Source organism: Adlercreutzia sp. St.1H8 (genome assembly GCF_059728655.1).
Genome location: NZ_AP039376.1, coordinates 113,656 through 136,341 on the forward strand (window position 1 = coordinate 113,656; position 22,686 = coordinate 136,341).

A 22,686-nucleotide genomic window follows, 5' to 3' on the forward strand; every position below is an offset into this window, starting at 1 on the left:
GAGGCGGATTACGTGAAGGCGGGATAGGAATGCGTGCCGCAATGGGCGGCTGGGGAAGGAGGGGCTGGATGATCGGACTCGCGCTGGCTCTGGCTGGGCTTGCGACGTGCGGTTTTGCCGTGGTTGTCGCCTATGGGCGCGAGCTGCGGAGAATGGCCGCGTTCCTGCGCACGCGCGGCGTGCGGTCGAATGCCCGCATGACCACGGAGATACCCGGACGCTCCTTCGCAGAACTGGCCCGCGCGGTGAACGCGGAGCTCGACCGCGCCGACGAGGAGCGGCGCGTCGCGGCGATGGCGCAGCGTGACTTCCAGCGCGACTTGGCGAGCCTCTCCCACGACATCCGCACGCCGCTCATGGGTGCGCGCGGCTACGTGCAACTGGCTGCCGACGAGCCTGACGCCGCCCGCCGCGCCCACTACCTGGACGCCGCCACGGCGCGGCTCGGCGCCATGGAGTCGCTGCTCGACCAGCTCTTCGCCTACGCGCGGGCTAACGATCCGGATGCCGAGTTCGATCTGCGTCCCGTCAAGCCGCACCAAGTGCTGGCCGGGGTGCTCGTGGGGCATTTTCCAACTTTCGAAGAGCGCGGATGGGAGCCTGTCGTAGACTTCGAAGACGAGGGTGTGCTCCTGGAAGCCGATGAGGAGGCCCTCGCGCGCATCTTCGACAACTTGGTGGCCAACGCCCTGCGCTACGGAAGCGGCGCGCCCACCATTCGTCAGCGCGGCCGCTCCCTCACCTTCTCCAACGCCGTGGCCGACCCGGACGCCATCGACGCCGACCGGCTCTTCGAGCGTTTCTACCAAGCCGACGCCGCCCGCGCCGGCGGCGGCTCGGGCCTGGGGCTGGCCGTGGTGGCCAGCCTCGCCCGCAGCATGGCCCTCCGCGCAACCGCCGCCATCCGCGGCACTAACCTCCTGATAACCCTCACCTGGTGATTCCCCGGGCTTGCGTTCATCGGAATCGCCGGCCTTCTGCTGGTGGGGAGGGAGTGACGCACGGTGGTGGAAAAGAGGAACCTGGGGCTGCCCGCAAAAGGAGTCCGGCTTCTTCGTTCCGCTGAAAGGTGATATCATTGATATCACCTAAGCAAAGGAGGTGCCGCCATGGCTGATCTGCTCATACGCGATCTCGACGAAGGAACGAAGCAGCTGCTGCGGGAGCGGGCGGTGCGTCACGGGCGTACGCAGCAGGGGGAGGCGAAGGCCATCCTCGAATCGTCGCTGCGTCCCGAGTCGTCAAGCTGGGTGACGCGACTGCGGAATGCCGCCCAGGCTGTCGGGGGCATCGATCTCGAGGATCTCCCGCGCCATCCGGCTCGCGAAATTGACACGAGGGGATGGGCATGAACTACGTCGTTGACACCAATGTCGTCTCGGAATTGATGCGCCCGCAACCAAGCGAGAACGTGATCGATTGGTTCTACGACCACGAGGGGCAGGTGTGGCTTACCTCCATCACGGTTAAGGAACTGTACTTTGGCATGCTTCGGTTGCCTGAGGGAAAGCGGAAGGAGCGATTGCGACAGGCCATCACGAGCATTGTCATGGACTGTTCTTCCAAAACGTACTCATTCGACGCTTTCAGCGCCTTTCTTTGCGCTGAGCTTCACGAGCAGGCATTGTCTCAGGGAAAAGCGCCCGCCATAGAGGATCTGATGATCGCGGCCATCTGCAAGCGCAATGACTGTGCTCTGGCGACGCGCAACGTGAAGGACTTCGACTATCTGGCTATCGATGTGATCAATCCCTTCGAGCGCTGAGAACGTAAGGAGATAGGGCTATGGGTCTGGGAATGCAGCAGCGCCAGGTAGAGGGCGCGCCCCTCGTTTATCACATGGACAAGACCGAGGGGGCGCCGTGGGTGCTGTTGCTCCATGCGGCCTTTGTCGATCATCGGATGTTCCGAACTCAGGTGGAGGCCTTCCGCGGGCGCTACAGCGTCGTCGCCGTGGACATTCTCGGCCATGGCGGCTCGACTGAGGCCAGGCGCGGCGACAGCCTCGAATCCATGGCCTCGTGGTTGAACGCCCTTCTGGATGCCGAGGGCGCGGACATGGCCCATGTGGTGGGCGTGTCGCTCGGCGGAGTGCTGGCCCAGGATTTCGCCTGCGCCTATCCGGAGCGGGTGGCGTCCCTGGCCTGCTTCGGCGCCTATGACATAACGCGTCCCGACCCCGAGCTGCTCAAGGCCAACGGGGCTGCCCAGATGGCCATGGTGGGCAAGGCCCTCGTGTCGGTGCAATGGTTCGCCGAGGCCAACAAGGCCATTTCAGCCTACACCGAGCGGGCTCAGCAGGAGTTCTACGAGCTCAACCTCGGGTTCCCCAAGCGCTCGCTGCGGCACTTGGCAGCCTTGGGCAAGCTGGTGGGCAAGCACGAGCCCTGCCCTCGCGCCTATCCGCTGCTCATCGGCTGCGGCGAGCACGATCTGCCCCTGGAGCTTGAGGCCGTGCAAGCGTGGGCCGCGTCCGAGCCCGGCAGCCAGGTAGTAGTCGTGGAGGACGCCGGCCACTGCGCCAACATGGACGCCCCCGACCGCTTCAACGAAGCGCTGCTCCAGTTCTGGGCGAGTGGGGAATAGTCCCTTGTCTACGTGGTGTCGGGCGTGCTGGCGGCGTTCGCTCCGATGACGGCAGGCGTCTTGCGATGATCGGCTCTAGCCTCATCAGCGAGAAATACGCGGTCTTTAGCTGTGCGCTTTTAGCGCGCGTGAGGGATCGATGTGCTTGAGGAGCTGGGGATTGTCGAAGAGTTCGGGACAGATGAGCTCTTCGCGATTAAGCGGGTGTCCGGCGTCCAGCAGCAGGTTTCCGTAGAATGCCTCCAGAGGTCCGCGTTCGGGCAGGATGCCTGCCTCGTTGTTGCGGTAGTTGGCCCTCACGAGGGCATCGCGGTAGTAGCGTGCGTGCTTCTGGAAGGGCTCATTGCCCACCGTGAATCCGAGCGAGCCGAGATATAGCTCCGAGAATACGGCTACGGTGCGGGTGTTTCCTTCTACGAAGGGGTGCACCTGCCACAGAAGCGAGACGAACTTCGCCAGGCGCGCGACGTCGGTCTCAGAGAGCGACGTGCCGTAGCTCTCGCGAGACTCTTCGCGGAACAGGTAATCCAGTGAGGCTTGGATCATGGTTGGATCTGCGTATAGTACGCTGTCGCCGTTGAGGATGTCCTCCTGCTTTGCGAGCCGCTCGGTTTTGTATTGACCGGGCCGATAAGCTTCTTCATCCATATCTTGAAACAGCGTACGATGGACGAGGAGAAGCATGTCGGGGGTGAAAGCGAAGCTGCCGGCCTCCAGCATCTCGGCGATGCGCTGGCTGACGAGGTCGGCCTCGGCCGTGGCCTGCCGGTCGCTCCCCTCTGCAGTGTGATAAGCGCGAATGAGCTCGCCCGTTTCCTGCAGAGTGCAGCGCCCTTGCTCGTAACTTTGGGCCAGCTCGCGCAGATAGGGAGAAACTTCCAGGCCGTCCACCGCTTGCAGGCCGATGGCCGTATCCCAGTAATGCCGGCGCATCGCCTTGCCGGCGAGTCGCGTGCTGGTTTCGTAGGGGAAGGCGTCGAGGCTGTCGGCGGACATGGGCTCACCCCTTTGCGTAGCGGCGTTGACCTATCTAGTTTAGCAAACAAAAACGCCCTCCGAAGAGGGCGTTCGTTTCTCTAGTGGTGCGGGTGAAAGGACTTGAACCTTCATGGGGTTGCCCCCATACGGACCTGAACCGTACGCGTCTGCCAATTCCGCCACACCCGCACTAGACGGCCTCGGCTTGCGCCGAAAGCGTAGGATATGTTACCCCAGCGCCTCGGCCTGCGCAAGGGGGAATTTCGGAGAATGTGCGCGGGCCAGACGCGGCGGAACTCCGGGCGGCCGCGATGTGGTAGGATTCAGCCCATCGAAACCACGCTCGGGAGCGGCTCGCCGCATCCGAGCGCAAACGCAGCAGAAACGCAACAGGGAAGGCAGCCGGCCGCATGGCCCGCCAACAGCTCATACTCGACAGATACCGCATCATAGGCAAGGCCGGAGCCGGGGGCTACGGCACGGTGCAGCACGCCTATGACACGCGCCTCAAGCGCGACGTGGCCATCAAGTGCATCCCGCTCTCGGAGGCGGACGTGGCGCGCGCCCGTCTGCTGGCCATGGAGGCGAAGATGGCCGATGCCCTGGCTGCCGCCGAGGACGACGGCGAGGAGGCCGGCGAAGGGGCGGTCGAGGGCGCGCGCGGCGCGGCGCTTCCTCCTGCCGATCCTGCGCGCGCCGCCGATGCGCGGGCGATCCGCGGCGCGGCGCCGGCGAATCTCGGCGCCCGGAGCGCGGTCGATCCGGATGACGTCGCCCCGTGGGAGGACCTGCCCGCCGAGGACGACGAGCTCGCCGCCGGTGACGGCTGGGATGCGGACGCGGATGGGGGAGCAGGCGCCGACGGCTGGGATGCCGAGGACGATGCGGACGACTGGGAGCCTCGCGGCGCCCATGCGAGCAGCGAGCTGCGCCCCGCGAGCGTCGAGCGCGCCGAGCAGCCCGGGCGTCGTGGCGCCCACGCGCGCCACGCGGCGCCGGAGGCAGACGACGCCTTCGCCCCCGAGGACTTCGACGACCTGGACGACGGGGACGATCCCGCCCCCCGCCTTCCCGTCATCGGCGCCGCCGCCTGCGAGCCCCCAAGCTCGCGTGTAGCCAGCCTTTCCCGCGAACGCGCCCTTGACGCGCGGGGCGGCGGAGAGGGCGCGGCCCGCGGGGTAGCGCGCGCAGCGGCGGGGGCGCTGGCATCCGGCACGCGGAATGGCGCAGGGACGCTCGCCATGCCTGACGATCCCCGATCCGAGGCGATTCCCGCCGACGACGAGCCCGACCTCGAGGACGACGACCTCTTCGACCACATTCCCGGGTTGGAGGAAGCGCGCACCGCGGCGCACCTCTCCGACGCGAACATCGTCACGGTCTACGACTGCGAGCTCCACGACGGCGTGGCCTACGTCATCATGGAGTACATCGAGGGCAAGACCCTCGCGCGCATCATGCGCGAAGAGGGCGACGACATCACCCTCGACATCGTCGCCGCCGTGTTCACCTCCATCGCCCATGCGCTCAAGGCCGCCCATGGCAGCGAGGTGCTGCACCTGGACATCAAGCCCGACAACGTGATCGTCAACCGCCAGGGCCAGGTGAAGGTGACGGATTTTGGCCTGGCCACGCTCATGGACGCGAGCGGCCAGGGCACGGCCGGCGGCGGCACCATCGGCTACATGCCGCTCGAGCAGATGCGCCAGGAGCCCCTGGACGAGCGTACCGACGAGTGGGCGCTTGCCAGCCTCACCTACGAGATGCTCTCCGGCGACAATCCCTTCTTCGCCGATGACCTGGCCGATGCCGAGGCGGCCATCGAGGACGCGGAGCTCGTGCTGCCCTCGCTGTGCTGGGACGACCTCGACCAGCAGGTCGACGACGTCATGTTCCTCGCGCTCGACCCCGACCCAGACGAGCGCTACGCCACCGTGGAGGAGTTCGCTGACGAGCTCGAACCCCTGCTGGGCAGCGCGCGCAAGGGCAAGCGGCAGCTGGCCGACATCGTATGCGAGGTGGAGCCCGAGGAGCCTGAAGAGCCGCCGGCTCCGCGTCCGCCCGCCGTCCCGCTGGTGGATCGCCTGGGGCCGCGCGGCGGTTCGATCATCGCGCGCGTGCTTTCGGCGGCATCGGCGGCCCTCGTGGTCGCGCTCGCGCTGGCCAACGTGCGGCTCGGCGCGCCCGACGCCGCCTACGGGCTGGCCACCTCATGCGCGCCGGTGTTCTGGGGGCTCGTCGCCGGGGCGGGGCTGGCCGCCGTGCTGCGCCCGCATCTGGCGGCGCTCGCCTCGTTCGTCCTGCTGGGGACGGCGTTCTTCCTGAGCGGCGCGTTCCTGCTGGGGTTGGCGGTCATCGGCGTCACCGTGGCGTGGTGGCGCGGCGTCGGATGCGAGGGCGAGGCGCAGGCCCTCTCCGCCCTCGTTCAGCCGCTTGCCGGCGCCGTGGGGTTCGCGGGCCTCGCGCCGGTGATGGCCGGCGCGCTGCTGCCCCTGGGCCAGACGCTGCTGAGCAGCCTGTTCAGCGTGTTCACGGCACTTGCGCTGGCGAGCCTCGGGTCGTGCGACCTCATGGGCTGGAACCCGTGGGTGAACCTGCGCTTCGCCGGATTCGACCCCCAGGCGTCGCTCGTCGCCACGCTCGCGCTGCCGCAGACCTGGTGCGTCGCGGCCAGCTGGGTGCTTGCGGCTGGCGCCTACAGCCTGCTGTGCGTGCGTGGCACGCGTGCCTTCGACATTCTGGGGGCGCTGGCGGCTGCGGGTCTGCTGGTGGCCGGCGCCTGCGTGGCCGCGGGCCTGGCGAGCGGCGGGGCCTCGTGGCTGCCCAGCCCGACGGCGCTCACCGGCGCGCTCCTGCCCGGTTGCATCGGCGTCGTGCTTGCGCTCATGGGCGTCCCCGACCGCGTGCGCTGGGCTCCCGAGGAGTGGGCTGCCCTCGAAGACCCCGCCGACGAGGACGCCTGGGCCGACCGCTAGCGCGGGTTTTGCGAAAATCTGGACACTTGCTTCGAAATTCCGAGACAAAGCGATGCGTGGGGGCTTAGCGCGCTCTCTCGGAAAAACACCGACCTGGGCAAACGCGAATCCGGGCGCCCGCAACGCGCCCCATCCTGCCCGCAATCCTCGGAATTTCGAAGCAAATGTCCAAAAACGGCCGTCCTTGCTGCGCGCACGCAAAAAAGGCGGGCTCCGATCCCCCGGAGCCCGCCTCTCGCGCTCTCGCGGCCAGCGGCCAGCGGCCTGCCGCCGCACCGCCGCACGCCAGCGCGCTACAGCAGCGCAGTCACCTTGCCCAGCAGCGGCTCGAAGCTCACGCCGCGCTCCTGGAAGTGCGGCTGCTCGGCCGAGACGATCATCGCGTCGTGCACGAAGTCGCCGGCGAAGGCCACGGCCTCCTCCAGCGTGCGGCCGGCCATGAGCGCCGCCAGCAGGCAGGACGCGTATACGTCGCCCGTTCCATGCAGCAGGTAGGGCAGGTACTCGTTAGACACCTCGACGATGTCCGTTGCCCCCTGGCTGCCGACGAAGTTGCGCACCACGCTCTCGCCCGCACGCTTGACGCCCTTCAGCACCACGTGCTTCGCGCCCTTGTCCAGCAGCGCGCGCACCAGGCGATGCGCCTCCTCGTCGGGGATGTCGGTGCCGCCCCACTCCTCGCCGATGGGCTCGCCCAGGATGATGGCGGCCTCGGTCAGGTTGGGGGTGAGCACGTCGGCGCCGCAGGCCAGCTCGGCCATGGCGTCGCAGAGCTCCGGCGTGTAGGTGGGGTACACCTTGCCGTGGTCGGCCATCACGGGATCCACCACGCGCAGGGCGTTGGGGTAGGTCTCGTACAGGCTGCGGATGATGTCCACCTGCTCAGGCGCGCCGAGGAATCCGGAGTAGATGGCGTCGATGTCCACGTCGATGCCGCGCCAGGCGGCCAGGTAGTCGCGCAGGATGTCGGTGGTGTCGTGCATGTACCAGCCGGGGAAGGCGGTGTGGCTGGAGAACAGCCCCGTCGGCACGGGGCACACGTCGCAGCCGGCGGCTGACAGCACGGGGATGGCCACGCCCAGCGAGCACTTGCCGTAGCCGCACAGGTCGTGCACGGCGGCTACGCGGGGGATGTAGGCGCCCTCGCGCTCGTAGAGGCGCAGCCCGGCGCCTGGGGTGTCAGGTTCGGTACGGGAAAGGTCTTCGGTCACGGTTAGTTCTCCTCTTCGTCATCGTCGTCGAATAGCGACCAGTCGTCTTCGGTCTTCTCGTGGTTCTTGAACTGCTTGCGCGTGCGCCGCTCCATGATGACGCACGCGATGACGCTCAGAACCAGGCCCGCGCCTACTAGGCATCCGATGCCCGGCATGGTCTCGAAGAGGAAGTGGTAGATCTCGTCTATATCCATGTATACAGCCTCGTTACGTTAGATGAATGACAACTTCCCGGGGCGCTCCCGACGCTAATCTGGGAACGTTTAGTGCAGGTGCCTGAAAAGTATACTATGCGACGCGGGCACGGTTGCGCCATTTTGACTCCGTGGAGAAGCGGTGAACTGGCGCGAGGGTCCGCGTGCCGGTCGGGCACGCAGCGGGGGAAGAACGACTGATGGCTTCGAACATGCTCAAGGGAAAGGGCGGCGCCTTCGCATACGGCGGCCTGGTGGTGCTGATCGTCATGGCCGTGGCGCTCTCGGCGCTCTCGGGCTATATCGACAACAAGCTGCGCCAGAACGGCGAGCAGCAGGCTACCACCTTCACCGAGCAGATGGGCTCCTTTGTGGGCGAGAAGGTGGAGGATATTCAGAACGCCATCGGCGCGTTCACCATCCAAAGCGACGACCCGGCTCTCGTCCAGCCGGCCCTGGCCGCCCTGCGTGACCGCTTCGGCTTCTACGGCGTGGCCTTCGCCCGCATGGACGGCACGGGCGTCACGGCAGGTGGCGAGTCGTTCGACGTCGCGCAGCTGGGCGACGAGGAGGTGGCGCTCTCCCAGGGCGTGCCGGGTTATTCAGAGAGCTTCCAGACCCCGGACGGCGTCTACGCGCGCCTGGCCCAGGAGCCGCTCTATCTTGACGGGCGCCAGGCGGGCGCCCTCTACGTCGTCATCCCCCTGACGGCGTTCTCCACTGATGCGGCCGAGGTGACCAAGGGGGTCATCGGCGACACGCTGCTGTTCGACGGACGCACGGGCGAGGTGCTGCTCAACTTCGGCGAGACCGCCACCGCTGACGAGGGGTCGTCGGTCTACGACTTCGTGGGCGGGGCCCTTGCGGCGGCTGCGCGGGCGCCGGGAAAGAACTCCCAGGCTCCGACAGAGGAGCTGGACGCCCTGCGCCGCGCCGTGCTGGCGGGACGGTCGGCCCTCGTGGTGGGAAGCGTGAACGGCCGCGAGTCCTACCTGTGCGTCTCTCCCACGGGCCGGGGCAGCTGGTATGTCTGCAACGTCATATCGGTGGAGGCCGTGCGCGCAGAGGCCAGCGTGGTGTCAGCCGTCTTTACCACGGTGTTCGCCCTGAGCGGCGCCTGCGTGCTCCTGGGCGTGGGCGTAGCCGTGGCGCTTACCGCAAGCAGGCGCGGGAGCGCGACGTGGAGATGAAGCAGCACCTTTACCAGGCGCTTTCCGACAGCCTCGATTTCGGCGTGGCGCTCTACTCGCCCTCCGACGGCGTGGTGACGCCCATCGTGGCCAAGAGCGCCGACATCTTCGGCATCGGCTTCGACGAGCTGGTGTCCGATCCGCGCAAGGCCGAGGATCTGGGCTTCTCCGAGCAGGGCTGCACCCTGCTGCGCCGCATCCAGGCCGATGACATTCACTTCTTCGAGCACGGCGAGTTCTGCCTCAGCCATCCGTCCAGCGGTCGCGCCCGCTACGTCGAGTACACGGTGCGCCCCCTGCGCTACGAGGGCAAGGGGCAGGTGCTCGTCATCATGCGCGACGTGACCGAGGCCAACCTCATACAGCTGTCCATGAAGGACGCCATGGAGTCGGCTGAGGCTGCCAACCGCGCCAAGTCCGAGTTCCTCTCGCGCATGAGCCATGAGATCCGCACGCCCATGAACGTCATCATCGGCAAGCTGCACCTGGCGCGCCGCCACCGGGACGATCCGGAGCGGATGGCTCGCAGCCTCGACGACATCGAGCGCGCCTCCGACCACCTGCTCGAGCTCATCAACGGCGTGCTCGACATCTCCAAGATCGAGAGCGGCAAGGTGAACTTCGTCGACCGTCCCTTCAACTTGGCGCGGCTGCTCGACTCGCTGGCGGCGGTGGTGGAGCCCCAGTGCGCCGCCAAGGGGCAGACCTACCGCCTGGTCACCGAGGGGCCGGTGGACGCGCTGTTCGTGGGCGACGAGCTGCGCATGCGCCAGCTGCTCGTGAACCTGCTGACGAACGCGGTCAAGTACACCGAGGAGGGCGGCCACGTTACGCTGGAGGTGCGCGTGGCGCCGAGTCTGGCGGCCGGCTACGAGAGCATCACGCTCGTGGTGTCCGATGACGGCATCGGCATGGCGCCGGAGTTCGTGGAGCACCTCTTCGAGCCGTTCGTCATGGAGGGCCGCTCGCGCTCGGAGGGCACCGGGCTGGGCATGCCCATCGTCAAGCACATCGTCAACTCCATGGGCGGCGACATCCACGTGGAGACAGCCGTGGGGCGCGGCACCACCTACACCATCGTGGTGAACAAGAAGATGCTGACGGAAGGCGAGCGAGATGGGTTGGCGCCTCGGGGGGCGGAAGGCGCGGCGATGGCGGCGGGCGCCGAGGTCGTGGAGGACGCCGCAGCGGCGACGGGTGTCGAGGTCGCAGAGGCCGCCACAGCCATCCCGGCCGCGCCCCGGTCGCCTCGCGCCCCGGTGCCGCAGGAGGCTGCCCTGGCCGCCGATCCGGCGGGATCGTCCGATCCCGTCGGGGCCGCGAACGACGGTTGCGCCCCGGCTGTTCCGCGCCCCGGTGCCGGCGGCCCCGTGGTCGCGCCAGCCGCTCGTTCGGCGGCGTCCGCCGGCACTGTGGCGCTCACGCCCGATCCCGCCGCCTCGCCCACACCCGGCCCCGCGGCGCCCGCGCCCGGCCCCGCCGGCCCCGTGGAGGCCTTCGACTTCGCAGGCGTGCGCGTGCTGCTGGCTGAGGACAGCGACCTCAACGCCGAGATAGCCACTGAACTTTTGTCCGAGGAGGGCATGGTCGTCGACTGGGCCGAGGACGGCCAGGCGGCCTGCGACATGTTCGCCGCCTCGGCGCTGGGCTTCTACGACGTGGTGCTCATGGACGTGCGCATGCCGCGCAAGACGGGCTTGGAGGCGACGGTCGCCATCCGCGCGATGGGGCGCCCCGACGCCGCGACGGTGCCCATCATCGCCATGTCGGCCAATGCCTTCGCCGATGACGTGCTGGCCTCGCTCAAGAGCGGGATGAACGCCCACTTGTCCAAGCCCATAAACCTGGCGGAGGTGCTGGCTACCATCGCGCGCGAGGTGAGCGCGCGTCGGTAGCGCCGCTCCCGGATGGGGCGGCCCCCTCGCCCGGGTTTCGGGGCGCGGGGCGCGGGTGCGCTATACTGGCACCCTTGACGCAATGTTGGAAAGAAGGAGCCCGTCAATGCTAGACATCAAGTTCGTTCGCGAAAACCAGGACGCCGTGAGCGAGGCCATGCGCAACCGCAACGCCTCGTGGGATTCGGCCCGCTTCTCCGAGCTTGACGAGTCCCGCCGCGACGCCATCCAGCAGGAGGAGGCGCTCCAGGCCGAGCGCAACGCCCTTTCCAAGGAGATCGGCAAGATGATGGGCGCCGGCCAGAAGGACGAGGCCGAGGCCGCCAAGGAGCGCGTGCGCGCCATCAACGACGAGCTGGCCGGCGTGAGCGCGCGCCGCGAGGCCGTGGACGCCGAGCTGCGCGACCTGCTGATGTCCGTTCCCAACATGCCTGATGCCGCCACCCCCGTCGGCGCCGACGAGAACGACAACCCCGAGGTGCGCCGCTGGGGCACCCCGCGTGACTTCGCCGCCGAGGGCTTCGAGCCCAAGGCGCACTGGGACCTGGGCCCGGAGCTGAACATCATCGACTTCGACCGCGGCGTGAAGCTGGCCGAGAGCCGCTTCTACGTGCTCGGCGGCCTGGGTGCCCGCCTGGAGCGCGCGCTCATCAGCTTCATGCTCGACCAGCACGTGGCCCGCGGCTACAAGGAGTGGTGGGTGCCCGCGCTGGCCAACGCCGCCACGCTCACCGGCACCGCTCAGCTGCCCAAGTTCGAGGACGACCTGTTCAAGACCACGGGCGGCCTGTACCTCATCCCCACCGCCGAGGTTCAGCTGACCAACCTGCACGCTGGCGAGGTGCTCGACGCCGCCCAGCTGCCGCTCAAGTACTGCGCCTTCACCCCCTGCTTCCGCGAGGAGGCAGGCAGCGCCGGCCGCGACACGCGCGGCATCATCCGCGTGCACCAGTTCTCCAAGGTGGAGATGGTGAAGTACGCCAAGCCGGAAGAGGCCTTCGACGACCTGGAGGCCATGGTCGAGGACGCCGAGAACATCCTGCAGAAGCTGGAGCTGCCCTACCGCGTCATCAGTCTGTGCACCGGCGACATCGGATTCTCGTCCGCCAAGACCTACGACCTGGAGGTGTGGCTGCCCTGCTACGACGGCTACAAGGAGATCAGCTCCTGCTCGTGCTGCACCGACTTCCAGGCGCGTCGCGCCAACATCAAGTATCGCGACCCCGAGCACTTCAAGGGCTCGCGCTACCTCTACACGCTTAACGGGTCGGGTCTGGCCGTGGGCCGCACTATGGCCGCGATCATCGAGAACTACCAGCAGCCGGATGGAACCATTCGCGTGCCGGACGCGCTCGTGCCCTACATGGGCGGCGTGACGGTCATCGAGCCGGAAGGCGTCGTCACCGCCTAGCCAGAGCGTCGCGGGCCCTTTGTGCGGGCCCGCCTCATCTGGAAGACGAGACGCAGGAACATCATGGGAACCGAGAACGAGCGCTCGCCCCTCGATCCAATGGGGGGGCCGACCCCCGCTGACATCATCGCCGATGCGAAGAACGTGCTGGGGGGCAACAATCCGCGCCGTCGCGCCGAGGAGGCTGTGGGTGGCCCCCGACGCACGGCCCCGCGTACCTTCGAGGAGCACATCAAGGAGGCTACGGGCCAGTTCCCCACCGTTGACGGCGAGGAGCTCGATCCGGCCGCAGCCCAGGCGGCCCATGCGCGCCGGGCTGCGGCGCGTCGCGAGGCGGCCGGGCGCTCGGGCGAGGTGGGCCGCGGTCGCGGCTCGCGCGACGGCTGGGGCGCGGGCGCCGGAGACGGTGCGGATGCCGGGGCCGAAGGCGGCGCGGGTGCGGGCGACCGCGCCGGGGCGTCGGGCGCTGCCGCATCGAGGCGGCCGGGCGGGCGTGCCGCGCGTCGTGCCGAAGGGGTCGACGGACGGGTGCCAGGTGCGGACGATTCCGGGCGGACGCGCCGGGCGGACGCGCCGGGCGCGGGCGTGGCATCCGGTGCGGATGCCGATGCGGGCGCGAACGCCGCGGATGCCAGCGCGAGCCGCACGGGGCTGGGCGACGCGCGCCGACGGGCCGGCGGAGGCGGCGCGCCGGGTGCGGGGAAGCGCCGCAGCCGCGCGGCCGCGGAGGCCCAGGCCGAGGCCCGGCGCCGCGTGCGGGCGCGCCGCTGGCTGGTCGTGCGCATCGTGCTGGGCGTGCTGGCCGCCGTCCTGCTGGCCGTGGCCGTGGCGTTCTCATGCTTCCGCTGGCTTGGCGGCAACGACGCCGAGGACATCCAGGGCGTCTGGTTCGTCAACGGCACCGACGCGTCCATCACCGTCACCCCCAACTCCATCGTGCTCACCGACGAGGTGTCCTATCGCTACGAGCTTGACCCGGAGGACAAGACCATCGCCTTCAGCTTCTCCAAGCTCACGGGCAACGGGCACTATCGCTTCTCGCTCGACCGTCAGTCGGTGGCCATCATCGACGGCGATTTCACCTGGGGCGACACCCTGGCAGCCGATTTCGGCTGGACGGTGGAGGCGCTGCTGGCGTCGGCTCGCGGCGAGTCGCTGCCGCCGGCCTCGGGCAAGAACGTGACGCTGCTCAGCCGCACGTCCGCCTCAGCGCGCGCCGCCCAGGACGCAGCTCGCCAGTCGGCCGCCCCAGACGCTGCTGCGCAAGCGGCCTCTGAGGACGGCGGCGTCCTGGGCGCCAAGGTGGAAGACGCGGGAAGCGCCGACGGGGCCGGGTCTGGAACGGGCGCCGGCGCCGACGGGGCGTCTGCTGCAGGAGGCGCGGGCGCCGAGGGGGCGACGCCCGATGGCGGCGCGGGCGTGACCAAGGAGGGCGGTGGCTCCGACGGGACTGCCGGCGCTTCAGGCTCGGCGGCTGACGACGATGCGCCCGTCTACGATCCCGACAAGCCCCTTGAGCCCGGCGGCAACGCCGTAGACGCCGCCACCTCCTCCTCGTGATCTCCGGTCCGCTGAAGCGCATCTGTCCGACGAGCGTCCGCTTGGGGGACGCCCGGAACGCCGCTTGCCCGGCGAGCCCCCAGGGGAAAGGCATCCGAGCGGAAGTCCGCGCGGATGTTTCACGTGAAACATCCGCGGGCGTCCCCGCGTCCCCGCGCCCGGACAGCCCTGCCGGCCCCGTCGCGCCCCCGCGCCCGGGCAGCCCCGCTGCGGCTGCCCCCGCCGTGGCTCCCGTCTCCGCGGGCGCCGCCGACTTGGCGCCTGTCCCCGCCGCGGTCGTCGCCCCTTCTGCCGAATCGGGCGCCGCCGGCCCCGCCCCGGTCGTCCTCGCGCCCGTCGCGGCCGCGGCTCCTGCCCCCGCCGCCCCCGTGTCCTCCTTCGGTCCCGCCCCCGCCTCCGCCGCGCACGCCGCCTCGCCATCGCGGGCCTTCCCGCTGGGGGGCTCCGCGGATGTTTCACGTGAAACATCCGCGGGCGTCCCCGCGTCCCCGCTCTCGGGCGCCGCCGACTCGACACCTGCCCCCGCCCCGGCCGTCGGGGCCGCCGCCCCCCTTGCGGAGGCCGCTCCTGCTGCTGGAGCCGCCCCCGCAGCCCCTGCGGCGGCCTCCCGCGCCCCTCTCGTCGTCGCCCCTTCCTCCGGATCGGACGCCGCCGTCCCCGCCCCCGCCTCCCTCGCTCCCGCCGCTCCCGCCGCCCCCGCCCCTTCGGCTTCTGCCGTCTTCCCTTCCCCGGCCCTGCTCGTCCTTGAGCGCATCGCCGTGCGGGCGGATCGGATCTCGGTGCTCGTGCGGCTGGCGCCGGGCGCGCCTCGACGGACGGATGCCGCGCTCGCAGCCCGCGCGGTCGCGGCCTTCCCCGACCTTTCCCGCCATGCCTGCGTGAACGACCGGGGCTCCACGTTCTCCTCCGTCATGAACGACACGCCCCTTCCGCATTTGCTCGAGCATCTCGTCATCAGCCTCATGCTGCGCGATGACGCCACGCCGGCGCACGCAGTCCATGTAGGTACGACCGAATGGCTCAACGAGGCCGAGGGCCTGGCCCGCGTTGAGGTAACCTATACCGACGATCTCGTGGCGCTGCGGGCCCTCCGCGACGCCACGGCGTTTCTCAACGACGAAGGGAGGGAATGAGCGCACCATGCCATCAGCACACATCACCTTCGATCAGACCGGTGACAAGATCGCCGGTCGCATCCGAAAGATGCGTCCCAGCGCCGTGCGCAACCTGTTCGCGGCCGCAGTGCGTCCGGACATCATCTCGCTTTCGGGCGGCATGCCTGACGTGTCGCTGCTGCCGGCCTCGGCCGTGCGCAAGGCGACCCGCGCCGCCGTGGAGGACGAGCGCGCCGTGGCCCTGCAGTACGGCGGCACCGACGGCCGACTGGAGACGCGGCAGGTGGTCTGCGGCCTCATGCGCGACCTGGGCGTGCGCTGCAAGCCTGACGAGGTGATGCTCACCACGGGCGCGCAGTCGGCGCTCGACCTGATCGCCAAGACCTTCATCGACCCGGGCGACATCATCCTGGCCGAGGGTCCCACCTACCTGGGCGCGCTTCAGGCGTTCAGCGCCTACGAGCCGGACGTGCGCTGCATTCCCTTCGACGACGAGGGCATGCGCATGGACCTGCTGGAGGCCGAGCTCGAGCGCATCGGCAAGGACAACCCGCGCCTCAAGTTCTGCTACGTCATCCCCAACTTCCAGAACCCCGGTGGCGTCACCATGGTGCCCGAGCGCCGCAAGCGCCTGTTGGAGCTGTCCCGCGAATACGGCTTCCTGGTGGTGGAGGACGACCCCTACGGCCGCCTGCGCTACGACGGCGGCCACATGATCCCGCTGAAGGCGCTCGATTCCCGCGTCATCTACCTGGGCACCATCTCCAAGGTGTTCGCTCCGGGCCTGCGTACCGGATGGATCGTGGCGCCGCGCGACGTGCTCGCCCGCATCAACCTGGCCAAGCAGGGAACCGACCTGTGCGGCAGCTCGTTCGACCAGATCGTGGTGGAGCACTACTTCACCGACACGCCGTGGGAAAAGACGTTGCAGAAGTTTCTCGACGTGTATCGCGAGCGCCGCGATGCCATGCTCGGTGCGCTCGACGAGTTTTTCCCGCCTGAGGCCACGTGGACGCACCCGGACGGCGGACTGTTCGTGTGGGTCACGCTGCCTGACTACGTGGACACGGGCTCCATGCTCGGTGCGGCGCTTGACGCCGGTGTGACTTACGTGCCGGGCGACAGCTTCTTCCCCGACGGCGTGACCGGCCGCAACTGCATGCGCATCAACTTCAGCTACGAGACGCCCGAGAACATCATCGAGGCCGTGCGACGCCTGGCGAAGGTGATCGAGGAGCGCCTGGAGCTCTACCGCATCTTCATCGCCGCGGGTGCCATCAAGGCCCCTGACGGAGCGGAGGCCTCGGAACATTCGCCGTCTCGTGCAAATTCGGACGGTTTTGCACCGGACGGACAGCCAGCATGACAAGATCTGACGCCCCTGCGGGAGCAAACCCGCAGGTCGGCGATGAGGACAGGGGTTTGCGGCCCCTCACGGTAAGCTGAGAGCGCGGAATACGAGTGCATAATCGTGCGAATTTGCAGCGCGAACCCGTTTTTCCGTGATTCAAGAACAGGAGGCAGGAAGTGAAAGTAGCGGTCCTTATGGGCGGAAACTCCTTCGAGCGTGAGTTCTCGCTGGCGAGCGGCAAGAATATATGCGCGGCGCTTGAGGAGGCGGGTCACAAGGTGGTGCCGCTGGACACCAACGACGCGCTGGTGCCCACCCTGCGCAGCGAACGTCCGGATGTGGTGTACAACGCGCTGCACGGCAAGCACGGCGAGGATGGCACCATCCAGAGCCTGCTCGAGTTCCTCGGTCTGCCCTTCGTAGGCTCGCCGGCAAGTGTCTGCCATCGTACGTGGAACAAGGACTCGCTGCACTCCTCGCTGGCGAAGTACCGCGACATCACGGGCGAGGAGGGCGTGGCCAGCTGGCCGCAGGGTGTCTACATCGCGCGTGACGCCTTCAAGAGCATGGGCGCGGCCACCGCGCTCGACTTGGTGGGGGAGCGCGTCATCGGCGGCTATCCCGTGTGCGTGAAGCCGGCCCATGGCGGATCGGCGCTCGGCGTGCATCGTGTGGACAATCCCGACGACCTGGGCGAGGCCGTGCTTGACGCGCTGTCCTACGACGACGCGGTGAACATCGAGCAGTGGGTGGAGGGCGTGGAGCTCTCCGTTGCCATCCTTGGCGCCGGCTGGGACGCCCACGCGCTGCCTCCGGTGGAGATCGTCGCGCGCGAGGGCTTCTTCGACGCCGAGGCGCGTATGCACGAGGATCGCGTGGAGTTCTTCTGCCCGGTGCGCATGGCCTCGCTCGCAGCCGACGAGTCCGACGCGCAGGCCATCCGCGCCGAGATCGAGCGTGCCGCGCTGGAGGTCTATCGTTCCTATGGTGTGCGCGACTTGGGCCGCGTGGACATGATCTGGGACGGAAGCCAGGCGCGCTGCTTCGAGCTGGACGTGTCGCCCGGCATGACGGATCACTCGCTGTTCCCCGTGGCCTGCCGCGCGGCCGGCCTCACCCTCACGGGCGTGGTGGACGCCCTGGTGACCGCCGCCGAGGGTCGCACCGCGTTCTAACGCCGCTCAGCCGCGCCGCCCGTGCCGCGCGTCCGGCCCAGTACCCGCAGCGCGACTCCCCAGCGCCCCCGCATGCCTTTGGCACGCGGGGGCGCTGCCGTTGGCGCGCCTACCCGCGTGACGGGAGGCGCCCGCCGCGACGCCTCCCTTCACGCGGGTGTTCCCCGCGAGGCCCATCCCCCCGCTTTGCCGCCTCGGCGCCGTTCTGCGATCGCTCGGCTGCCTCGTCGCCGTCTCATCAGCGCAAAGTGTTTCACGTGAAACAATTCATTACCCTATCACTCATCATTTAGCATGCGATGACGAATGGGCAACATAAAACATAGAAGCATCGTGTTTTCTGCAAGAGGCCGAGGTAGCTGGCCTATAATGGGGCGCACCGATCAGCACGATTTAGGAGGCAGTTATGGCCAATAAGTTCGGAGTGTTCGTCTTTGGCGGCCTGGTGGGTGCCGTCGCCGCGCTGCTGTGCGCGCCGCGTTCCGGCGAGGAGACCCGCGCCATGGTGGCCGACAAGGCCAACAGCGTCTGGGGCGAGGCCCAGGAGTGGGGCACCCAGGCAGGCGCCAACGCCCAGCAGGTCTACCAGCAGGCTGCTGCCAAGGGCCAGGAGGTCGTCGCCGACGTGACGGCCAAGGGCCAGGCCATTGCTAGCGACGTGGCCGAGAAGGGCCAGGCCATCGCCAATGAGGTCGCCACCAAGGGCCAGAGCGTCTACGAGGCTGCCAGCGCCAAGGTGCAGGAGGCCGCCGGCAACATGAAGCCCGTCTTCTCCGAGAAGAACGACGAGCTGCGCGAGAAGATCGACGCCGCGCGTCAGCGCATTGCCGCCCAGGTGGCCAAGAACGCCGAGGAGACCTCCGCTACCGTGGCCGCCGAGATCCCCGTGGCCGCCGAGAAGGCCGAGAGCGTCATCGACCAGGCTGCCGGTGCCGTGCAGGACACCGCCGCCCAGGTGGCCGATGTCGCCCAGGACGCCGCGCGCGACGCCCAGTAGCCACCATCTGCCTCGGGATGCTGCGGCATCCCCTTCCCGCATCGAGAGACGGCCGGGCATCCCCGCGAGGGAGCGCCCGGCCGTTCCTGCTTCTACGACCAAGCCAGAAGGAGCACCATGGCTGACCACCTGATCAGCACTAAAGAACTCACGGGCCTGCGCGTGCTGACTGCCAAGAAGAGCAAGAAGGATCCGGAGGCCACGCGCCGCCTGGGGAAGGTGCGCGCCTGCGTGTTCCATCCCAAGGAGAAGCGCTGCGTCGGTTTCCTGGTGAAGCGCCCGGACGCGGCGCTCATGTTCCATCGCAGGGACGTGTTCGTGGCCTATGACGGCTACGACTTCGTGGACGGGCGCATCGTGGTGCACGACGACCCGGCGGCTACCGACAAGGACGCCTGCAAGGCCCTGGGCATCAGCTGGGACGAATGCGTCCTGTGGGTGGGCCTGCCGGTGATGTGCCAGGATGGCACGGACTTCGGCCTGGTGGGCGATGTGGTGTTCGACGCCCAGACCGGTGCGGTGCGCACGCTGGAGGTCACGGCAGGCGCTGCCGCCAACACGCTGCTCGGCCGCCGTCAGGTGCCGGCCGACCTCATTCGCGGCTTCAAGCGCGGGATGGGCGCGGCGCTCAACGTGGCGGACACCGAGGAGGAGACCATCCGCGGCGCCATCTTGGTGGACGACGCCGTGAAGGGCCTGGCCGCGGAAGGCGGCCTGGCCGAGAAGGCAGGCGAGGCCACGGCCGTGGTGGCCGACAAGGCGCAGAGCGCCCTCGATGCCGCCAAGCCCGTGGTAGGGGAGGCTGCCGCTGCCGCGGGGGCCGCCGTGAACAAGGGCGCCTACGCCACCGGCCGCCAGATCAGCCGTGCGAAGGGCATGTTCGCCGGCTTCAAGGACGAGTACGACAAGGCGGCCGGAAAGGCCCCCGCCCCCGCCCTCGCAGACACCCCCGCTTCTGCCGAAAGCGCCGCCTCCGCCAATCTTGAAGATTGCCTTAATGATGATGTCGAATACGTGTATGTGGATGAAGACGGAAACGTCATCGGCGAAGATGAGCTGGAAGTCGTCTACGTCGACGAGGACGGAAACGTCATCGATCCTGCCGAGGTGGACGACCCCGACGCTCCGCCCGCATCGCGCGCGACGGCAGCGCGCCCAGCCTCGAGCGCGGCTGAGGACGCGGCCCGCGCCGTAGGCTCGCACCTCAAGAAGGCCGGCGGCATGTTCGACGCGTTCAAGGAAGAATACGATAAGGCCCGCAAATGACCAAAGACACGCAATCTGATAAGCCCCAGCAGCACAAGCAGACCACCGTCCACGGGCATCCCATGGACTCGGCCAATATCTTCAAGTTCGCGGGGCTCATCGCGTTCTTCGCCGTCATGGTGATCATCGTGGTGCTTGTGTGGCCCTACATCGGTGAGCTGTTCGAGCCTGGCGGGCTCGAGCGCATGCTCCACGACATCCGCGAGGCCGGCGCCGTGGGCTTCCTGCTCGTGCTTGCCATCCAGTTCCTCCAGATAGTAGTAGCCTTCATCCCCGGCGAGGTGGTGCAGGTGGCTGCTGGCATGATCTACGGCCCGTGGGTGGGCGCGCTCATCATCTGGCTGGGCTGCGTCGTCTCCAGCGCGTTCATCTTCCTCCTGGTGAACAAGCTGGGCGCGCCGTTCGTGCGCGCCATGGTGCCCGAGAAGTATATGGGCAAGTTCGAGGCCTTCGAGCAATCCGGCAAGCTGACCACGGTAGTGTTCATCCTGTTTCTCATCCCCGGTATGCCCAAGGACGTGTTCACCTACCTGGTGCCGTTGACCTCGATGCCCCTTAAAACCTTCCTCATTGCGTCCAACGTGGCGCGCATCCCCGGCATCATCGTGTCCACGTATGCAGCCTCTGGCCTGGTGGAGGGTCGGATCGGCGAGAGCATCCTCATCTTCTTGGTTGCTGCCGCCATCGCCGTGGTGGCCATCGTCTTCTACGACCGCATCATGAAGGCGCTGGAGAAGCACACCTCCAAGAAGTAGAGCCAGTTTTTCGCTCTGCGGTGGCACTGATTGGCAGTTTGGTACGGTCCAGAGCGCCCGTGGGGCTTGTTTTGTGCCTTATCCGCGGCGAGTCGAAAACGCGACCTGGGGTTTTGCTGGCGTGGTGGCCTCTGAGGACATCCTGAACCGTACCAAACTGCCAATCAGTGCCATTCCAATCCCAAAAAGTGGCACTGGCGCCCATCGGCGGAAGCGCGTCGGTAGATTTTCCTTGATGGGCGGCGGCGGGCGTTTCGCTTTCGATACAATAGACGGGCTGAATGGCGCTGATGCGCCCGACTGAGGGCGGCCGCAGCGCCGCATCCGAGAATCCTTGAAGGAGGATCACCATGCCCAAGATCACCCGTGATCAGGTTCGTGTCCCGGCCGACGTCATGCCGGACATGCGTGACACCTACGTTGAGAACTATATGAAGGCCACCCGCGGGACCGGCCGTCTCATGCTGTTTGCCTGCGACCAGAAGGTCGAGCACCTGAACAAGGACTTCTACGGCGAGGGCATCGACCTTGCCGACGCCGAGCCCGAGCACCTGTTCAAGATTGGCGACGAGGGCGTCTGCGGCGTGCTCGCCGGCCAGCGCGGCCTGGTCGCGCAGTACGCGAACGACTACCCGGAGATCAATTACCTCATCAAGATGAACTCCAAGACCAACCTGGTGGGCGTCAAGCAGGACGACCCCTACTCCCCGCAGCTGACCGACCTTGACGCGGTGCTGGCCATGCGCGACGCCGGCGTGAACATCGTGGGCCTGGGCTACACCATCTACCTGGGCAGCGAGTACGAGGCCACCATGATGTCCGAGGCGGGCGAGCTCATCGCGCAGGCCCACGCGAACGGCCTGCTCGTCGTGCTGTGGATCTACCCGCGCGGCAAGGCCGTCACCGCCGAGAAGGACCCCGACCTCATCGCCGGTGCTGCGGGCGTGGCCCTGTGTCTGGGCGCCGACTTCGTGAAGGTGAACCCGCCTAAGCCCGAAGACGGCCGTACTCCGGCCGAGGCCCTGAAGATCGCCGCGATGGCGGCTGGCCGCACTGGCCTGGTGTGCGCGGGTGGCTCGACGGTGGACGCCGAGACCTTCCTCACGCAGCTGCATGACCAGATCCACATCGGCGGCGCCTGCGGCAACGCCACGGGCCGTAACATTCATCAGCGCTCGCTCGATGAGGCGGTGCGCCTGACCAAGGCCATCAGCGCCATCACGCTGGCCGACTACTCCGTGGCCGACGCGCTGGCTGTGTTCAACGGCGAAAAGGACTTCTCCCTCGAGATGATCTAGCGCCCAAGGCTTGCGATGCGAAGGCGGCCGTCCCGAAACCGGGGCGGCCGTTTCTTTTTGTCAGAGGGGTGTTTCACGTGAAACGCTCGCTGGGCGAAGGCGAGCCGCGAGCGCGCCGGGGGGGCGGGGGTGGCGAAGGCTGTCGGGAGGTGTCTTGGCTCCATCGGCGCGATTCCCGCAAGGGGTCGCGACGGGGGCTCGTGCTCTCTGGGAGGCGAAGAAAAGATGGCGCCCGGAGCGGGATCCCCGCACCCGCCTTCGGTGGGCGCTAGCCCCTCCCTCGCAAGCTCGGCCGGGCGAAGCGTTGAAAACGCGCTACCGGCGCGCTTCCGCCTCGTCGACCCGATTCCCGCGAGGGGTGCTGCGATAGGGGGTGCTTTGCTGTTTGCAGGGCTATCGAAAAGATGGTGCCCGGAGCGGGAGTCGAACCCGCACACCTTTCGGTAGCGGTTTTTGAGACCGCCGCGTCTGCCATTCCGCCATCCGGGCGCAGGACGGCAGTATACCGGAAACCGGATGCACCGTCGAGCGTCCTCCGATCCGATGGCTGAGCCTCGTCCGATGTCTCGCCGTCCTTGCTCTGCCGTCCTGCTTCTCGGCCGTGCCCCGCAGCCTGCTCGTATTCCGCTTGCACGGCGCCCTTGCGCGCGGATAGCGCGACGACTGGGCAACAATCGCGCGCTCATCCTTCTTGTTTTGGCCGGGCGCTCGATAATGGTGACCAGC

Annotated in this window: 19 protein-coding genes and 2 tRNA genes; 16 read left to right on the forward strand and 5 right to left on the reverse strand. The window is 68.1% G+C overall.

All coding sequences use genetic code 11. The features are described from left to right. Positions 1–68: 68 nt before the first annotated feature. The 4 genes from AC6I0Y_RS00485 (at position 69) to AC6I0Y_RS00500 (ending at position 2,586) form a co-directional block, all read left to right on the forward strand. A complete protein-coding gene (locus AC6I0Y_RS00485; RefSeq protein WP_160709997.1) occupies positions 69–941 on the forward strand; it encodes a sensor histidine kinase in 873 nt (290 codons plus the stop codon). A 168-nt stretch (positions 942–1,109) separates the two neighbouring features. Continuing rightward, positions 1,110–1,352: a FitA-like ribbon-helix-helix domain-containing protein gene (locus AC6I0Y_RS00490; RefSeq protein ID WP_160709998.1), complete on the forward strand. Its 243-nt coding sequence runs from the start codon at positions 1,110–1,112 to the stop codon at positions 1,350–1,352. Then, a complete protein-coding gene (locus AC6I0Y_RS00495) occupies positions 1,349–1,765 on the forward strand; it encodes a type II toxin-antitoxin system VapC family toxin (RefSeq protein WP_497732191.1) in 417 nt (138 codons plus the stop codon). The genes AC6I0Y_RS00490 and AC6I0Y_RS00495 overlap by 4 nt, the downstream gene beginning before the upstream one ends. 20 nt (positions 1,766–1,785) lie before the next feature. After that, on the forward strand, positions 1,786–2,586 hold the full coding sequence (locus tag AC6I0Y_RS00500) for an alpha/beta fold hydrolase (protein ID WP_497732194.1): 801 nt from the start codon (positions 1,786–1,788) through the stop codon (positions 2,584–2,586). 105 nt (positions 2,587–2,691) lie between these two features. Here the strand turns inward: AC6I0Y_RS00500 and AC6I0Y_RS00505 are convergent, their stop codons facing one another. Next, on the reverse strand, positions 2,692–3,582 hold the full coding sequence (locus tag AC6I0Y_RS00505; RefSeq protein WP_497732200.1) for a Fic family protein: 891 nt from the start codon (positions 3,580–3,582) through the stop codon (positions 2,692–2,694). An 84-nt stretch (positions 3,583–3,666) separates the two neighbouring features. Further along, positions 3,667–3,753, reverse strand: a tRNA-Leu gene (locus AC6I0Y_RS00510). Positions 3,754–3,974: 221 nt separating this feature from the next. Between AC6I0Y_RS00510 and AC6I0Y_RS00515 the strand changes: the two genes are divergently transcribed. Then, complete coding sequence (locus AC6I0Y_RS00515; protein WP_497732202.1) at positions 3,975–6,539, forward strand: serine/threonine-protein kinase; 2,565 nt, start codon at positions 3,975–3,977, stop codon at positions 6,537–6,539. 293 nt (positions 6,540–6,832) lie between these two features. Here the strand turns inward: AC6I0Y_RS00515 and AC6I0Y_RS00520 are convergent, their stop codons facing one another. Further along, on the reverse strand, positions 6,833–7,750 hold the full coding sequence (locus tag AC6I0Y_RS00520; protein WP_497732203.1) for a PfkB family carbohydrate kinase: 918 nt from the start codon (positions 7,748–7,750) through the stop codon (positions 6,833–6,835). A 2-nt stretch (positions 7,751–7,752) separates the two neighbouring features. Next, a complete protein-coding gene (locus tag AC6I0Y_RS00525) occupies positions 7,753–7,947 on the reverse strand; it encodes a DUF6724 family protein (RefSeq protein WP_160710003.1) in 195 nt (64 codons plus the stop codon). Positions 7,948–8,147: 200 nt separating this feature from the next. Here AC6I0Y_RS00525 and AC6I0Y_RS00530 point away from each other — a divergent pair, with 200 nt between their 5' ends. The 11 genes from AC6I0Y_RS00530 (at position 8,148) to AC6I0Y_RS00580 (ending at position 21,960) form a co-directional block, all read left to right on the forward strand. After that, the gene (locus AC6I0Y_RS00530; protein WP_497732207.1) at positions 8,148–9,137 is read left to right on the forward strand and encodes a hypothetical protein; all 990 of its coding nucleotides are present in this window, start codon (positions 8,148–8,150) and stop codon (positions 9,135–9,137) included. Continuing rightward, complete coding sequence (locus AC6I0Y_RS00535; protein ID WP_497733685.1) at positions 9,134–11,032, forward strand: hybrid sensor histidine kinase/response regulator; 1,899 nt, start codon at positions 9,134–9,136, stop codon at positions 11,030–11,032. The genes AC6I0Y_RS00530 and AC6I0Y_RS00535 overlap by 4 nt, the downstream gene beginning before the upstream one ends. Before the next feature lie 106 nt (positions 11,033–11,138). Next, complete coding sequence (serS, locus tag AC6I0Y_RS00540; RefSeq protein ID WP_497732209.1) at positions 11,139–12,443, forward strand: serine--tRNA ligase; 1,305 nt, start codon at positions 11,139–11,141, stop codon at positions 12,441–12,443. A gap of 63 nt (positions 12,444–12,506) precedes the next feature. Then, positions 12,507–14,003, forward strand: coding sequence for a hypothetical protein (locus tag AC6I0Y_RS00545; protein WP_497732211.1), 1,497 nt, complete (start codon positions 12,507–12,509; stop codon positions 14,001–14,003). A 758-nt stretch (positions 14,004–14,761) separates the two neighbouring features. Beyond that, positions 14,762–15,136 carry a cyanophycin synthetase family protein gene (locus tag AC6I0Y_RS00550; protein ID WP_497732213.1) on the forward strand — a complete coding sequence of 125 codons (375 nt, stop codon included), beginning with the start codon at positions 14,762–14,764 and terminating at the stop codon, positions 15,134–15,136. A 7-nt stretch (positions 15,137–15,143) separates the two neighbouring features. After that, entirely contained in the window at positions 15,144–16,484 is a 1,341-nt protein-coding gene (locus AC6I0Y_RS00555; RefSeq protein WP_497732215.1) for an aminotransferase-like domain-containing protein, read from the forward strand. Positions 16,485–16,645: 161 nt separating this feature from the next. Next, positions 16,646–17,644 carry a D-alanine--D-alanine ligase family protein gene (locus AC6I0Y_RS00560; protein ID WP_497732217.1) on the forward strand — a complete coding sequence of 333 codons (999 nt, stop codon included), beginning with the start codon at positions 16,646–16,648 and terminating at the stop codon, positions 17,642–17,644. A 406-nt stretch (positions 17,645–18,050) separates the two neighbouring features. Then, a complete protein-coding gene (locus AC6I0Y_RS00565) occupies positions 18,051–18,641 on the forward strand; it encodes a YtxH domain-containing protein (RefSeq protein WP_497732219.1) in 591 nt (196 codons plus the stop codon). A 117-nt stretch (positions 18,642–18,758) separates the two neighbouring features. Continuing rightward, entirely contained in the window at positions 18,759–19,907 is a 1,149-nt protein-coding gene (locus tag AC6I0Y_RS00570) for a PRC-barrel domain-containing protein (protein ID WP_497732221.1), read from the forward strand. Further along, the gene (locus AC6I0Y_RS00575) at positions 19,904–20,662 is read left to right on the forward strand and encodes a TVP38/TMEM64 family protein (protein WP_160709632.1); all 759 of its coding nucleotides are present in this window, start codon (positions 19,904–19,906) and stop codon (positions 20,660–20,662) included. Before AC6I0Y_RS00570 ends, AC6I0Y_RS00575 begins: the two co-directional genes overlap by 4 nt. Before the next feature lie 350 nt (positions 20,663–21,012). Then, the gene (locus AC6I0Y_RS00580) at positions 21,013–21,960 is read left to right on the forward strand and encodes a beta/alpha barrel domain-containing protein (RefSeq protein ID WP_160709634.1); all 948 of its coding nucleotides are present in this window, start codon (positions 21,013–21,015) and stop codon (positions 21,958–21,960) included. Positions 21,961–22,365: 405 nt separating this feature from the next. On the opposite strand, the gene AC6I0Y_RS00585 is transcribed toward AC6I0Y_RS00580, so the two are convergent. Beyond that, positions 22,366–22,449 (reverse strand) — tRNA-Leu (locus AC6I0Y_RS00585). Positions 22,450–22,686: the final 237 nt, after the last annotated feature.